A 13,712-nucleotide genomic window follows, 5' to 3' on the forward strand; every position below is an offset into this window, starting at 1 on the left:
AATCTTTATAGTCATACTGAATATTGGTGATTCAATAAGACGTTGTATAAGTGGTGGCTACTGCGGGATTTGAACCTGCGACCCCATCATTATGAGTGATGTGCTCTAACCAACTGAGCTAAGTAGCCATCTGAGAGCGAGACAATATAATATAATCTTGCTTTCAATGCCATTATCTTTTTAAAGATAATTACACTTTAAATTGTGGCTGGGCTACCTGGATTCGAACCAGGGAATGCCGGCATCAAAAGCCGGTGCCTTACCGCTTGGCGATAGCCCAACAATGATATCAATTAAGACATCTTAATAATGGTGCGGTCGGAGAGACTTGAACTCTCACACCTCTCGGCGCCAGAACCTAAATCTGGTGCGTCTACCAATTCCGCCACGACCGCGTTATTTCCTAAAAACTCTTTGTTACTAAAGGCAAACTTTAATATCAAATAGAGTGCTTAGGAAATGGTGGCTACTGCGGGATTTGAACCTGCGACCCCATCATTATGAGTGATGTGCTCTAACCAACTGAGCTAAGTAGCCATTTCCATATTGTTGCTCATTTTGAAACGTTGTCGCTTCGCTGTGAACGGGGCGCATTATGCGGAGTTGAGTGAAACCCGTCAACTTTTTTTTTGAATAAATCGCGAATAAACATCTGTTCGGTTTCTTTTTAGGCAAAGAGGCGTATTTGTCGGCAAAAAACAGGTCAAAAAGGCGATATATATAGGAAGTTAACTTTCTGGTGCAGGACTATTTCGAAAGGGTAAAAACAAAAAGGCCAGTGAATTCACTGGCCTTTTATTTGATGCTAGATTAACAATTATACGTTGAAACGGAAGTGAATAACGTCGCCATCTTTTACGATGTATTCTTTGCCTTCAAGACGCCATTTACCTGCATCTTTTGCACCGCTCTCACCGTTAAATTCGATGAAGTGATCAAAACCAACAACTTCAGCTCGGATGAAGCCTTTTTCGAAGTCAGTGTGGATCTTACCTGCCGCTTGTGGTGCTGTTGCACCTACAGGAATTGTCCAAGCGCGAACTTCTTTAACACCAGCTGTGAAGTAAGTTTGAAGAGTCAGTAGCTCGTAACCAGAGCGGATCACTCGGTTAAGACCTGGTTCTTCGATACCCATATCTGCTAAGAATTCTTCGCGATCTTCGTCATCAAGTTCAGAAAGTTCAGACTCAATAGCAGCACAAACAGCAACAACAACGTTGTTCTCTTTTTCTGCGTATTCACGAACTGCGTCTAGGTAAGGGTTGTTTTCAAAACCATCTTCTGCAACGTTTGCAATGTACATTGTTGGTTTCAGCGTTAGGAAGTTTAGGTAGCCGATTGCTGTCGCTTCTTCTTTAGCTAGCTCAACAGTACGTGCCATGCCGCCTTCAGTAAGAACTGGTAGCAGTTTTTCTAGTACAGTGATTTCGAATTTAGCGTCTTTGTCGCCGCCTTTTGCTTTCTTAGCGTTACGTTGAATTGCACGCTCACAGCTGTCTAAGTCAGCCAGTGCAAGTTCAAGGTTGATCACTTCGATATCTTCGATTGGAGATACTTTGCCAGAAACGTGAACGATGTTTTCGTTTTCAAAGCAGCGTACAACGTGACCGATAGCGTCAGTTTCACGGATGTTAGCTAGGAATTTGTTACCAAGACCTTCACCTTTAGATGCGCCAGCAACTAGGCCCGCGATATCTACGAATTCCATTGTCGTTGGAAGGATCTTCTGTGGATTAACAATTTTTGCTAATGCATCTAAGCGTAGATCTGGAACCGGAACGATACCTGTGTTTGGTTCGATTGTACAAAATGGAAAGTTTGCTGCTTCGATGCCTGCTTTAGTCAGTGCGTTAAACAGAGTTGACTTACCAACGTTTGGTAGACCAACGATGCCACATTTAAAACCCATGATATAAACCTTATTCTGCTTTGAACGTATGTAAGCGATTTTGTGCTTTTGGTAGGCCATCTTTTAATAAGATGTCTAGGCTGCGAACCGATTCGTCAACGACGGCCTCGATACACTCTTGCTCTTTTTGTGGAGCTTTGCCTAATACATAACCTGCAACTTTATCTTTGTGTCCTGGATGGCCAATGCCTAATCTAAGACGATAGAATTCTTTATTGTTACCCTGTTTGCTGATGATGTCTTTCAGACCATTATGCCCGCCGTGACCACCACCTTTTTTAAACTTTCCAATACCAGGAGGAAGGTCTAATTCATCATGAGCGACCATGATCTCTTCTGGTTTAATTTGGTAAAACTTTGCCAAAGCTGCAACTGCTTTGCCTGACAAGTTCATAAAAGTCGTTGGGATCAGCAAACGAAGATCTTCACCATGAACCATGATACGACCCGTTAGGCCAAAGAACTTTGGTTCGTTCTTTAGTGTCACGTTGTGTACACGTGCTAATTCTTCAACTACCCAAGCACCCGCGTTGTGGCGAGTTTTGGCGTATTCTGGACCTGGATTAGCCAGTCCAACGAGAAGTTTTATTTGTTGGCTCAAGGTATGGATCTCTCTTGGGATTTCAAAAAGCGCCGTATGATATCACAGTTTATGAAAAAGGTGCGAGCTAGCTGATAGCAACACGATTATTCCTGATTGTGATAAACAGCTTAGCAATATGACTCAGGCATAAAAAAAGCACTTCATTGAATGAAGTGCTTAATGTTTTTCTCTAGCGTGTTTCTAAAGCAAAACTCTTGTATAGAGCCTTGATTAGTTGAACATCGCTGAGATTGATTCTTCGTTGCTGATACGACGAATCGCTTCAGCAAGCATGCGAGAAAGGCTAAGTGTTGTAACTTTACCTGTCGCAGCCATCTCTGGAGATAGAGAGATAGAATCCGTTACGATAACTTGGTCTAGAACAGAGTTCTTGATGTTGTTCGCAGCAGTACCAGAGAAAACAGCGTGAGTTGCGTAAGCGAATACGCGCTTAGCACCGCGCTCTTTTAGCGCTTCAGCTGCTTTACATAGTGTGCCACCTGTATCGATCATGTCATCAACGATAACACAGTCACGGCCTTCAACATCACCGATTAGGTTCATAACTTCAGAAACGTTAGCACGTGGACGACGCTTATCAACGATAGCGATGTCAACATCACCTAGCGCTTTAGCCGTTGCACGAGCACGTACAACACCACCAAGGTCTGGAGAAACCACAACTGGGTTTTCTAGGCCACGGTTAGCCATGTCTTCTAGAAGAACTGGAGTGCCGAAGATGTTATCAACAGGTACATCGAAGAAGCCTTGGATTTGCTCTGCGTGTAGGTCGATAGTAAGAACGCGGTCAACGCCAACGTTAGAAAGGAAATCTGCAACAACTTTTGCAGTAATTGGCACACGAGCAGAACGTACACGACGATCTTGACGGGCATAACCGAAGTAAGGGATTACAGCAGTAATACGGCCAGCAGAAGCACGGCGCATTGCGTCAATCATTACCACCAATTCCATAAGGTTGTCATTGGTTGGTGCACAAGTTGATTGAATCAGGAATACATCGCTACCACGAACGTTTTCATTGATTTGAACAGCGACTTCGCCATCAGAAAAACGGTCTACAGTAGCATCGCCAAGAGAGATGTATAGACGATCAGCAATACGTTGGGCTAGTTCAGGTGTTGCGTTACCAGCAAATAGCTTCATATCAGGCACGGTGGAAACCTCGGGTTGCGTCCAGTTTTAAATAGATTGTGGGTGGGCTGATTGGTATTCAGCCAGAGTTTCTTTTAAAGGAGAAATATTTCTTCCTTTCGCTACGAAAGCGGAAACTGTGTCAGGCAGTTGTTCTCGCACTAATTCGGCGTCTTTTTTGCTGTTAAATTCAGCAAAAACACACGAACCTGTGCCAGTCAATCTCGACGGCGCGTATTCTAGCAGCCATGAAAGTTGCTTATCAACCTCTGGGTACAGCATTCGTACAATTTTTTCGCAATCGTTTACGTATTCTTGCTCTAGAAGCGTTGATAGCGCTCGCTTTGGCGTGTTTCGAGTTAATTTTGAATGTGTGAATATGTCTACAGTTGCTATGCTCACCTGAGGTTTAACAACGAGATACCATTTCTCATCCGGACTCGCGGGTTGCAGCTGTTCTCCAACTCCTTCCGCAAAGGCGGCATAGCCTCGAACGAATACAGGAACGTCAGCCCCGAGTGTCAGTCCGATCTCTGCGAGCTGATCATCAGACATGTTGAGTTGCCATAGATGGTTAAGTGCGACCAACACGGTAGCGGCATTTGAAGAGCCTCCGCCAATACCACCTCCCATAGGAAGTACTTTCTTGAGTTCAATATTGGCACCGAAAGAGGTTGAGGTATATTGCTGCAGCGCAGTAGCGGCTTTCCAAATCAGGTTGTCTTCTGTAGCAACGCCTGGAATTGCAGGCGTTATTGTGATCGCATTAGTTTTTTTGTTTGCAGTCACCGTCAGTTCATCACCAAAATCGACAAACTGAAACAAGGTTTGAAGTTCGTGATAGCCATTGTCACGTCGGCCAGTGATATAGAGAAACAAATTCAGTTTAGCCGGAGAAGGCCAGTGGGTTGGCGTTGTTATCATTTTTTCAGTGTCCACTTCGAAACTACAATGTTGATTTTGTTTTGGTCTTGTTTGAATGACAGTCGAGTTGGTAGAGGAATCGACTGTGCAGCGGCATCTGTGCCTTCAGACAGTTGTTGATTTGGCAACTCTGTATTGCGATAGTTAGCAAAACTCAGTGTCCATAATTGGTTGCTGACTTGTTTGGACAGAGATTCAAGCGTGTTAGTACTGTTGAGTTGATAGGAATCGGCTTGGTCAGGAATACCAAGGAACCATTGTGGTAGATGATCAATAGGGATCTGCAAGCCTGTCAATTGCTCAACTAAAACTGAAGCACTCGCATGAGTAAATACTTGGTCATCATAGGTCACGACTTTTGCGCCGGATGGATCAATAGTTAAGTTCAATGCGGTTTGACCGAGAAAGGTTGTCAGCCTTAATTGACTTTGATTTGGTGAATGTTTCCAAATGAAATTTAGGCTTTGGCGTTGCTTGGGAGAAATGTAAGCGAGCTTACCTGTGGCTTGATAATTTTCTATCTGTAAAAGCCGATCTTGGTGACTTTGCCATTCGACGCTGGTTGGTTGTTCTGGGATAGACGAGCAACCCACCATAATTATGGTCATAAAAATAAGAGACGCGATTTTGAGAAGCTTGCTCATATTTGCTCACAACTTGTTCAAATTTATCTAAAAAACGCTTCAACTATAGCATTGAATTCACGAAGTCAGGAAAACAAATCCCGCTTGCTCTTTAAATAGAGCCATGCATCAAGTAAAATTCGCCCCTTGTTTCCATTCCCTGATCGAGAACTTCTGATACATGTCTTTGCTTGCCGTAGGTATCAATCACAATACAGCGTCGGTTGAATTGCGAGAAAAAGTCGCTTTTGGTCCAGATAAATTATCTGAGGCACTCAAGCAACTTAACGCAAATGCACACGTAAATGGAAGTGTCATACTTTCTACCTGTAATCGAACTGAAGTGTATTGTGACGTCAAAGGCGTGGCAAAAAATAAGTTGATTGATTGGTTGTCAGTTTTCCATCAAGTGAGCCCTGAAGAGTTAAAACCAAGCCTTTATATCCATGAAGAGCAGGCGGCGATTAAGCATTTAATGCGTGTAGCTTGTGGCTTGGACTCTTTAGTATTGGGCGAGCCACAGATCTTAGGTCAGGTGAAACAAGCTTATACAGACTCGCGAGAGAACAAATCTGTTGATGCTTCAATGGAAAAACTGTTCCAGAAATCATTCTCTGTCGCTAAACGTGTTCGAACTGAAACGGAGATTGGTGGAAGCGCGGTTTCGGTTGCTTACGCAGCCTGTACGTTAGCCAAACATATTTTTGAATCGATCGCCGATTCAACCGTGTTGTTGGTGGGTGCGGGTGAAACCATTGAGTTGGTGGCTAAGCATCTTTCAGCGAATGGCTGCACCAAGATGATTGTGGCTAACCGAACTCGTGAGCGTGCTTTAGGGCTGGCTGAAGAGTTTGGTGCTGAAGTGATCAGCCTTAATGAGATCCCTGATCATCTGCATAGAGCGGATATCGTGATCAGCTCAACTGCAAGTCCGTTACCTATTATTGGTAAGGGCATGGTAGAGACCGCACTGAAGAAAAGGAAACATCAACCTATGCTGTTGGTTGATATTGCGGTTCCGCGTGATGTGGAATCTCAGGTTGGCGAGTTAAACGATGCCTACCTTTATTCAGTGGATGATCTGCAGTCGATAGTTGATGGCAACATTGAACAGCGCAAAGTGGAAGCGATTCAAGCGGAAGCAATAGTTAGCGAAGAAAGTGCAGCATTCATGAGTTGGATGCGTTCACTGCAAGCAGTAGACAGTATTCGTGACTACCGTAAATCGGCCAACGAAATCCGAGAAGAATTATTAAGTAAGAGTTTACAATCACTTGCCGCTGGCGGTGACCCTGAGAAAGTCTTACTTGAGCTAAGTAATAAGCTCACAAACAAATTGATCCATGCTCCAACGCGCGCACTTCAAAGTGCAGCTGAGCAAGGAGAACCTGCAAAATTAATGGTCATTAGACAGAGTTTGGGCCTAGAAAACCCTCAATAATATTAGACCTCCAACAGAATAAGACATTATGAAAGCCTCGATTCTAGTAAAGCTTGAAACACTTGTTGAACGCTATGAAGAAGTTCAACATCTACTTGGTGATCCAGATGTAATCGGGAATCAAGACAAATTCCGTGCACTTTCTAAAGAGTACTCTCAACTAGAAGAAGTGACGGCTTGCTTCCAGTCATACCAGCAAGCTCAAGAAGATCTAGAAGCTGCTGAAGAGATGGCAAACGAAGATGACGCTGAAATGCGTGAAATGGCTCAAGACGAAATCAAAGACGCAAAAGCGGCAATTGAACGTTTGACTGATGAGCTACAGATTCTTCTGATTCCAAAAGATCCAAACGATGAGCGTAACTGTTTCCTTGAAATCCGTGCTGGTGCGGGTGGTGATGAAGCGGGTATCTTCGCGGGCAACCTGTTCCGTATGTACTCTAAGTTTGCTGAGAAGAAAGGTTGGCGGGTTGAAATCATGAGCAGCAATGCTTCTGAACAAGGCGGCTACAAAGAGATGATCGCTAAGGTTAGTGGTGATGCTGTTTACGGCACAATGAAGTTTGAGTCAGGCGGTCACCGTGTACAACGTGTACCTGAAACTGAATCTCAAGGCCGTGTTCACACGTCAGCATGTACGGTTGCTGTTATGCCTGAAATCCCAGAAGCGGATCTTCCTGAAATCAAAGCGGGCGACCTTAAAATTGATACTTTCCGAGCATCAGGCGCGGGTGGTCAGCACGTTAACACCACGGATTCAGCAATCCGTATTACTCACTTACCAACAGGTACAGTAGTAGAGTGTCAGGACGAGCGTTCTCAGCATAAAAACAAAGCGAAAGCGATGGCTGTTCTTGCTGCTCGTATTGTTCAAGCAGAAGAAGAGCGCCGTGCAGCAGCGGTATCTGATACTCGCCGTAACCTACTCGGTTCTGGTGACCGTAGTGACCGTATTCGTACGTACAACTACCCACAAGGTCGTGTGTCGGATCACCGTATCAACCTGACTATCTACCGTCTTAACGAAGTGCTTGAAGGTGATATGCAGAGCTTGCTTGATCCTGTACTTCAAGAGCACCAAGCCGATCAGCTTGCTGCACTTGCAGAGAATAACTAACCTGTATGCAGTCAGCATATACGGTTGAAAGTGCTTTAAAAGCGGCAATCGTAGAGCTTCAAGAGGGTGATAACACATCACCCTCGATTGATGCCGCGGTACTGCTTTGTCACGCCTTAGATAAACCAAGATCTTACCTACTTACTTGGCCTGAGAAACATCTCACCTCAGAGCAAGAGTCTGAATTCAACACCCTTCTAAAACGTCGCTTAACCGGTGAGCCTGTGGCTTACATTGTCGGTGAACGTGAGTTTTGGTCACTGCCGTTAAAAGTTTCCCCTTCTACCTTAATCCCACGCCCCGATACCGAGCGTTTGGTTGAGGTTGCGTTGGATAAAACGTACGGCAAACAAGGTGCGATTCTCGATTTAGGGACAGGTACAGGTGCTATCGCTTTAGCATTGGCATCTGAGATGCCGAATCGACAAGTAACGGGTATCGATCTTCGCCCTGAAGCACAACAGCTTGCGACAGAGAATGCACAACGATTAAACATCACCAACGCTACGTTTTTACATGGCAGTTGGTTTGAGCCTTTGAGCTCTGAAGAAGCTATGAAGTTCTCTCTGATTGTCTCTAACCCACCATACATTGAGAAGAATGATCCTCATTTGTCTCAGGGCGATGTGCGTTTTGAGCCGATCACAGCACTCGTTGCTGAAGAGAAAGGTTTAGCAGATATCCGATACATCTCTGAAAACGCACGCGGCTTTTTAGAAAATGAAGGCTGGCTAGCATTTGAACACGGCTACGACCAAGGTTTGGCAGTACGTGAGATTATGCAGTCGCTGGGTTACCTAGATGTTGTCACAGAGAAGGATTACGGTGGTAATGACCGAGTAACACTGGGTCGTTATTGCTCATAGTTAGTTGTTGCTAATAATTCGTTGCTGTATCTAGTTACTGACATTCGCTTATCAGTAATAGATGACTAACTAGCCAAATTGATAGCCTTAACTCGAAAATACATTCAACTCGGTAATGCATTTAACAGAAATACAGGGCATTAACGGGTATTGTGTAGCTCGTGTTAACTAAAGCACATATAAAATATAAAGGAATACCATGTACGAAGGTTTAAAACATTTTCACCTATTAACGATTGCGATAAGCGCACTACTTCTTTCGATTCGTTTTGCTCTTATGATGGCTAACTCACCTAAGCTTAAGCATCCTTTCTTGCAGCGTTTTCCTCATATCAATGACTCGTTGCTGCTGCTATCGGGTATTGGTTTGATTTTTATTACTGGCTTTATTCCATTCACACCAGCGGCACCATGGTTAACCGAAAAGCTAACCTGTGTTATGGCTTACATCGCATTAGGCTTCTTTGCCCTTAAGTTAGGTAAGAACAACCTATTGAGAGTGTTCTCTTTCTTTGGTGCGCTAGGCTGGTTAGCGATGGCTGGCAAAATCGCCATGACGAAGACACCAACATTTTTCGGTTAATTATCTCCTTATTTCGGTTAACTACCTATGTACGAATTTTTTGATGAAGACTTTGACCAGCTAGAGTTAGCTGAAGGTGCATTGATCTTAAATAAAGCGATTAATCCAGAAACCCAAGACAGTTGGGCAGAGCAAGAGCTGGCGAGATTGTTAAAAGAAGCTGAGTTTGCTCTGGTTAATGAAACCGATGAACAGCAGAAGTTTGAATCTTTTATTCGACTATTCTTTTATGAATGGGGTTTTGCTGGCGATAAAGATGCGTATTTCTCTTCGGAAAATGCGTTCATCGATAAAGTTCTTGAGAGAAAGAAAGGCATTCCAGTGAGCCTTGGGGCGATCTTTCTTTTTCTAGGTCGCAAGCTAGGCTTTCCTGTAGAGGGCGTATCTTTCCCTACTCAATTCTTACTTAAAGTAAGCTGGTACGGACAAACTGCCGCCTATATTAACCCGTATAACGGTGAGTACGTGGGTGAGCAAACTTTGCGAGCATGGTTGATCGGACATGATGGCCCATTAGCTAAAGTAAAACCTGAACATTTAGAAGTGGCTGACCACCCAACGATTATTGGCAAGTGGCTAGCACTACTTAAGAGTGCACTACTGCGTGAAGAGCGCTATACGCTTGCGTTGAAGTGCACAGATCTAGCGTTAACATTTGTGCCAGATGATCCGTATGAAATCCGTGACCGAGGCTTTATCTATCAGCAGCTAGACTGCCATCAAGTTGCTGCAACGGATTATCAATACTTTATCGACCAATGCCCAGATGATCCTGCATCTGAGTTGCTAAAATCTCAAGTGAACGTCATGAATGAAAAGACCGTGGTTGTTCACTAATTAATAATTATTTAGAGAGAATATGATGGAACAGAAAACAGTTCACATTGGCGATATGCCAATTGCTAACGACAAGCCATTTACGCTATTTGCAGGCATGAACGTTCTTGAATCTCGCGATCTAGCAATGCAGATCTGTGAGCACTACGTGAAAGTAACTGAAAAGTTGGGTATTCCTTATGTATTTAAGGCATCTTTCGATAAAGCGAACCGCAGCTCAGTGCACTCATACCGTGGTCCAGGCATGGAAGAAGGTCTTAAAATCTTCCAAGAGCTGAAAGATACATTCGGCGTGAAGATCATCACTGATGTTCACACTGAAGCACAAGCTCAGCCAGTTGCTGATGTGGTTGATGTAATTCAACTGCCAGCATTCCTAGCTCGTCAAACTGATCTTGTTGAAGCAATGGCTAAGACGGGCGCAGTAATCAACGTGAAGAAGCCTCAGTTCATGAGCCCGAACCAAGTTGGTAACATCGTTGATAAATTCGCTGAATGTGGCAACGACAAAATTATCCTTTGTGAGCGTGGCGCTTGCATGGGTTACGACAACCTAGTGGTTGATATGCTTGGCTTTGGTGTAATGAAGAAATCTTCAAACGGCAGCCCAATCATCTTCGACGTGACGCACTCTCTACAAATGCGTGACCCATCAGGTGCTGCATCTGGCGGTCGTCGTGAGCAAACGGTTGAACTTGCAAAAGCAGGTCTTGCGACTGGTATTGCCGGTCTGTTTATTGAAGCGCACCCGAACCCAGATCAAGCTCGTTGTGATGGCCCATCTGCACTACCTCTAGATAAACTAGAGCCGTTCTTGAAGCAGATGAAAGCACTTGATGACCTTATCAAAGGCTTTGAGCACATCGATATCAAATAATCGGACTGTACAGAATTTGGAGCCGGCGTAAACGCCGGCTTTTTTATACCTATCGATAAACAAGTTACTGTTATTTCGAGATCCTCAAACCAAGTTAATTAAATTATTGCTATGTTATAACGTATCCATTAAGGCTTTGATAAATAAAATTAATTTAACGAAGGTCACTTAGTGGGGGATTGAATTGGGTCAGTCGCAAACAATCTAAAAAATTATGAAAACGTTTGCCTGTGATCACTTATTTGCTCAAATGCAACTTTGCCGCTTTGTTACACACTCGATAGGAGATTAAGGTGATCAATCCGACATAAATATGAAATCACTCTGTTAGGTTTACCGTCTTAATTTAAACTACTTCATGTTTTACTCATTTCTAACGATGTATCCCTAACGGACGTCTGTTGAATTTGAGTGATAAAAAAGCAGTGGATTCCCCTAAAAAGTTCAAAGGTATGACAATGAAGCAACGCCTTATTCTAAAGACAGCACTAAGTGCTGCAATTCTAGCGACTCTAGCTGGGTGTGCGTCTCAATCAGCTCATGATTGGAACCAAGACGAAACTTACAAGCTAACGATTCTTCACACAAACGATAACCATGGTCGTTTCTGGCAGAACAAATACGGCGAATACGGCATGTCTGCGCGTAAAACGCTTGTTGACCAACTTCGTGCAGAAGTTGAAGCAGAAGGCGGTAGCGTGTTGCTTCTATCTGGTGGTGACATTAACACTGGTGTACCAGAGTCAGATCTTCAGGATGCAGAACCTGATTTCAAAGGCATGAACAAAATTGGTTACGATGCAATGGCATTGGGTAACCACGAATTTGATAACTCGTTAGACGTACTACAAAAGCAAATTGATTGGGCTAACTTCCCGATGCTTTCAGCAAACATCTACGACAAAGCGACGGGTGAACGCAAATTTCAAGCGTACGAAATGTTTGAAAAACAAGGAATCAAGATTGCGGTTATTGGTTTAACAACTGAAGATACCCAAAAGATTGGTAACCCTGAATTCATCGCAGGCATCGATTTCCGTGATCCTAAAGAAGAAGCGAAGAAGCTAATCGCTGAACTTAAAGAAACAGAAAAACCTGATCTAATTTTTGCTGTGACTCACATGGGCCACTACGAAAATGGCCAACGTGGCGTTAATGCTCCGGGTGATGTAGCACTTGCTCGTTACCTAAACGAAGGCGATCTAGACATGATCGTTGGTGGTCACTCTCAAGAGCCTGTATGTATGGAAGGCCCTAACGTTGCGAAGAAAAACTTCAAGCCGGGTGACGAGTGTAAGCCTGACGTACAAAATGGTACTTACATCGTTCAAGCCCACGAATGGGGCAAGTATGTAGGTCGTGCTGATTACGAATTCCGTAACGGCGAGCTAGAGATGGTGAGCTACGATCTGATCCCAGTAAACCTGAAGAAAAAGGTTAAGATCGACGGTAAGAAGCAACGTGTTCTTATCCAAGATGAAATCGCACAAGACCCAGAACTACTTGAATTCCTGCGTCCTTTCCAAGAGCAAGGCCAAGCACAGTTAGAAGTTAAGATCGCTGATACAAACGGTAAGCTTGAAGGCGACCGTAATGTGGTCCGCTTCCAACAAACAAACCTAGGCCGTTTGATTGCAACGTCTCACATGGAACGCGCAAAAGCAGATTTTGCAGTAATGAACTCTGGTGGCGTTCGTGATTCTATCGAAGCGGGTGAGGTAACTTACAAAGACGTACTGACAGTACAACCTTTTGCAAACATCCTGACTTACACTGACATGACGGGTAAAGAAGTTCTAGATTACCTAAATGTAGTGGCGACTAAGCCAATCGATTCTGGTGCTTACGCACAGTTTGCTGGTATCTCAATGACAGTAGCGAACGGTGAAGTATCGAATGTATTCATCGGTGGCAAACAACTTCGTCTAGACGAAACATACCGTTTCACAGTACCAAGCTTTAACGCTGCTGGTGGTGACGGCTACCCTAAACTGTCTGACCACCCTGGCTACGTAAATACTGGCTTTGTTGATGCTGAAGTATTGAAAGAGTACCTAGAAGCAAACAGCCCAGTAGACGTGAACAAGTACGCACCTTCAGGCCAAATGGTTTACAAGTAATTGAATCCAAGCAATTGTATCAATAGGTGCTAAATTAGATTGACTCTAGCATCATGATAAATTTAACTAAAGCGACGCTCCGGCGTCGCTTTTTGTTTATCTATCGTTTGGATTCGTTATGACCCCTGCAATCAATCTCGCCAAGAAAAAGAAAATCGCCCATAGTGTGCATCAGTATCACCATGATGCGAATAATACCAACTATGGATTGGAGGCCGTTGAAGCGCTTGGTCAAGATCCCAAACGTGTATTCAAAACGCTGTTATTCTGCTTGAATGGTGTCGCTAAAGATTTGGCGGTCGCCGTTATTCCTGTTGATAAGAAGCTAAACTTAAAACTTGCAGCAAAAGCGGCGAAAGGGAAAAAAGCAGAGATGGCAGACCCTGATATTGCGCAGAAAACCACGGGTTATGTGGTGGGTGGAATTAGCCCACTTGGTCAGAAAAAAGCATTGCCAACCTTTGTTCATTCCAGTGCCACTAATTTTGAAACGATATGTGTGAGTGCAGGGAAACGAGGGCTAGAAATTGAACTCGATCCAAAAGACTTAACATTGCTGACTCGCGGCCAGTTTGCTGATCTATGCTTGTAGATTGTCGCCATCATGGTGATAAAATTATCGAACAAAAAAACAAAAACGCCCACTAAGCTAACTTAGCGGGCGTTTTTATATCAAG

Annotated in this window: 13 protein-coding genes and 4 tRNA genes; 8 read left to right on the plus strand and 9 right to left on the minus strand. The window is 43.9% G+C overall.

Annotated features, from left to right (window positions below; translation table 11 throughout):
- Nucleotides 1-51: 51 nt before the first annotated feature.
- The 9 genes from BCT34_RS04875 to lolB form a co-directional block, all read right to left on the minus strand.
- Nucleotides 52-128 (minus strand) — tRNA-Met (locus tag BCT34_RS04875).
- Nucleotides 129-205: 77 nt separating this feature from the next.
- Nucleotides 206-280 (minus strand) — tRNA-Gln (locus BCT34_RS04880).
- A 30-nt stretch (nucleotides 281-310) separates the two neighbouring features.
- A tRNA-Leu gene (locus BCT34_RS04885) sits at nucleotides 311-395 on the minus strand.
- Nucleotides 396-460: 65 nt separating this feature from the next.
- Nucleotides 461-537: transfer RNA gene (locus BCT34_RS04890), tRNA-Met, on the minus strand.
- 280 nt (nucleotides 538-817) lie between these two features.
- Nucleotides 818-1,909: a redox-regulated ATPase YchF gene (gene ychF, locus BCT34_RS04895; protein ID WP_076651265.1), complete on the minus strand. Its 1,092-nt coding sequence runs from the start codon at nucleotides 1,907-1,909 to the stop codon at nucleotides 818-820.
- A 10-nt stretch (nucleotides 1,910-1,919) separates the two neighbouring features.
- Complete coding sequence (pth, locus tag BCT34_RS04900; protein ID WP_004739815.1) at nucleotides 1,920-2,510, minus strand: aminoacyl-tRNA hydrolase; 591 nt, start codon at nucleotides 2,508-2,510, stop codon at nucleotides 1,920-1,922.
- Between the two features lie 213 nt (nucleotides 2,511-2,723).
- On the minus strand, nucleotides 2,724-3,668 hold the full coding sequence (locus BCT34_RS04905; protein WP_004739814.1) for a ribose-phosphate pyrophosphokinase: 945 nt from the start codon (nucleotides 3,666-3,668) through the stop codon (nucleotides 2,724-2,726).
- 27 nt (nucleotides 3,669-3,695) lie between these two features.
- Nucleotides 3,696-4,571: a 4-(cytidine 5'-diphospho)-2-C-methyl-D-erythritol kinase gene (gene ispE / locus BCT34_RS04910; RefSeq protein WP_076651264.1), complete on the minus strand. Its 876-nt coding sequence runs from the start codon at nucleotides 4,569-4,571 to the stop codon at nucleotides 3,696-3,698.
- On the minus strand, nucleotides 4,568-5,215 hold the full coding sequence (gene lolB / locus BCT34_RS04915) for a lipoprotein insertase outer membrane protein LolB (protein ID WP_076651263.1): 648 nt from the start codon (nucleotides 5,213-5,215) through the stop codon (nucleotides 4,568-4,570). Before lolB ends, ispE begins: the two co-directional genes overlap by 4 nt.
- Nucleotides 5,216-5,375: 160 nt before the next feature.
- On the opposite strand from lolB, the gene hemA reads away from it, so the two are divergent.
- The 8 genes from hemA to ybaK all read left to right on the plus strand — a co-directional run bounded on the left by hemA (nucleotide 5,376) and on the right by ybaK (nucleotide 13,627).
- The gene (gene hemA, locus BCT34_RS04920; protein WP_076651262.1) at nucleotides 5,376-6,635 is read left to right on the plus strand and encodes a glutamyl-tRNA reductase; all 1,260 of its coding nucleotides are present in this window, start codon (nucleotides 5,376-5,378) and stop codon (nucleotides 6,633-6,635) included.
- Between the two features lie 28 nt (nucleotides 6,636-6,663).
- Nucleotides 6,664-7,752: a peptide chain release factor 1 gene (gene prfA / locus BCT34_RS04925; RefSeq protein WP_019821589.1), complete on the plus strand. Its 1,089-nt coding sequence runs from the start codon at nucleotides 6,664-6,666 to the stop codon at nucleotides 7,750-7,752.
- Between the two features lie 5 nt (nucleotides 7,753-7,757).
- Nucleotides 7,758-8,618, plus strand: a complete 861-nt coding sequence (gene prmC / locus BCT34_RS04930) for a peptide chain release factor N(5)-glutamine methyltransferase (protein WP_076651261.1) — start codon at nucleotides 7,758-7,760, stop codon at nucleotides 8,616-8,618.
- A gap of 199 nt (nucleotides 8,619-8,817) precedes the next feature.
- A complete protein-coding gene (locus BCT34_RS04935; RefSeq protein ID WP_060467244.1) occupies nucleotides 8,818-9,201 on the plus strand; it encodes a SirB2 family protein in 384 nt (127 codons plus the stop codon).
- Nucleotides 9,202-9,228: 27 nt separating this feature from the next.
- A complete protein-coding gene (locus BCT34_RS04940) occupies nucleotides 9,229-10,038 on the plus strand; it encodes a SirB1 family protein (RefSeq protein ID WP_076651260.1) in 810 nt (269 codons plus the stop codon).
- Between the two features lie 22 nt (nucleotides 10,039-10,060).
- Nucleotides 10,061-10,915, plus strand: a complete 855-nt coding sequence (gene kdsA / locus BCT34_RS04945) for a 3-deoxy-8-phosphooctulonate synthase (RefSeq protein WP_174571129.1) — start codon at nucleotides 10,061-10,063, stop codon at nucleotides 10,913-10,915.
- A 458-nt stretch (nucleotides 10,916-11,373) separates the two neighbouring features.
- Nucleotides 11,374-13,035, plus strand: coding sequence for a bifunctional UDP-sugar hydrolase/5'-nucleotidase UshA (gene ushA, locus BCT34_RS04950; protein WP_076651259.1), 1,662 nt, complete (start codon nucleotides 11,374-11,376; stop codon nucleotides 13,033-13,035).
- A 118-nt stretch (nucleotides 13,036-13,153) separates the two neighbouring features.
- Nucleotides 13,154-13,627, plus strand: coding sequence for a Cys-tRNA(Pro) deacylase (gene ybaK, locus BCT34_RS04955; protein ID WP_076651258.1), 474 nt, complete (start codon nucleotides 13,154-13,156; stop codon nucleotides 13,625-13,627).
- Nucleotides 13,628-13,712 lie beyond the last annotated feature (85 nt).

Origin of the sequence: Vibrio sp. 10N.261.45.E2 (assembly GCF_002875705.1) — a bacterium.
Classification (GTDB): domain Bacteria; phylum Pseudomonadota; class Gammaproteobacteria; order Enterobacterales; family Vibrionaceae; genus Vibrio.

Coding starts and splice junctions, on each gene's coding strand:
- ychF (WP_076651265.1), bottom strand. CDS start 1,909: ATGGGTTTTAAATGTGGCATCGTTGGTCTACCAAACGTTGGTAAGTCA.
- prmC (WP_076651261.1), top strand. CDS start 7,758: ATGCAGTCAGCATATACGGTTGAAAGTGCTTTAAAAGCGGCAATCGTA.
- BCT34_RS04935 (WP_060467244.1), top strand. CDS start 8,818: ATGTACGAAGGTTTAAAACATTTTCACCTATTAACGATTGCGATAAGC.
- lolB (WP_076651263.1), bottom strand. CDS start 5,215: ATGAGCAAGCTTCTCAAAATCGCGTCTCTTATTTTTATGACCATAATT.
- hemA (WP_076651262.1), top strand. CDS start 5,376: ATGTCTTTGCTTGCCGTAGGTATCAATCACAATACAGCGTCGGTTGAA.
- prfA (WP_019821589.1), top strand. CDS start 6,664: ATGAAAGCCTCGATTCTAGTAAAGCTTGAAACACTTGTTGAACGCTAT.
- ispE (WP_076651264.1), bottom strand. CDS start 4,571: ATGATAACAACGCCAACCCACTGGCCTTCTCCGGCTAAACTGAATTTG.
- BCT34_RS04940 (WP_076651260.1), top strand. CDS start 9,229: ATGTACGAATTTTTTGATGAAGACTTTGACCAGCTAGAGTTAGCTGAA.
- kdsA (WP_174571129.1), top strand. CDS start 10,061: ATGATGGAACAGAAAACAGTTCACATTGGCGATATGCCAATTGCTAAC.
- ushA (WP_076651259.1), top strand. CDS start 11,374: ATGAAGCAACGCCTTATTCTAAAGACAGCACTAAGTGCTGCAATTCTA.
- ybaK (WP_076651258.1), top strand. CDS start 13,154: ATGACCCCTGCAATCAATCTCGCCAAGAAAAAGAAAATCGCCCATAGT.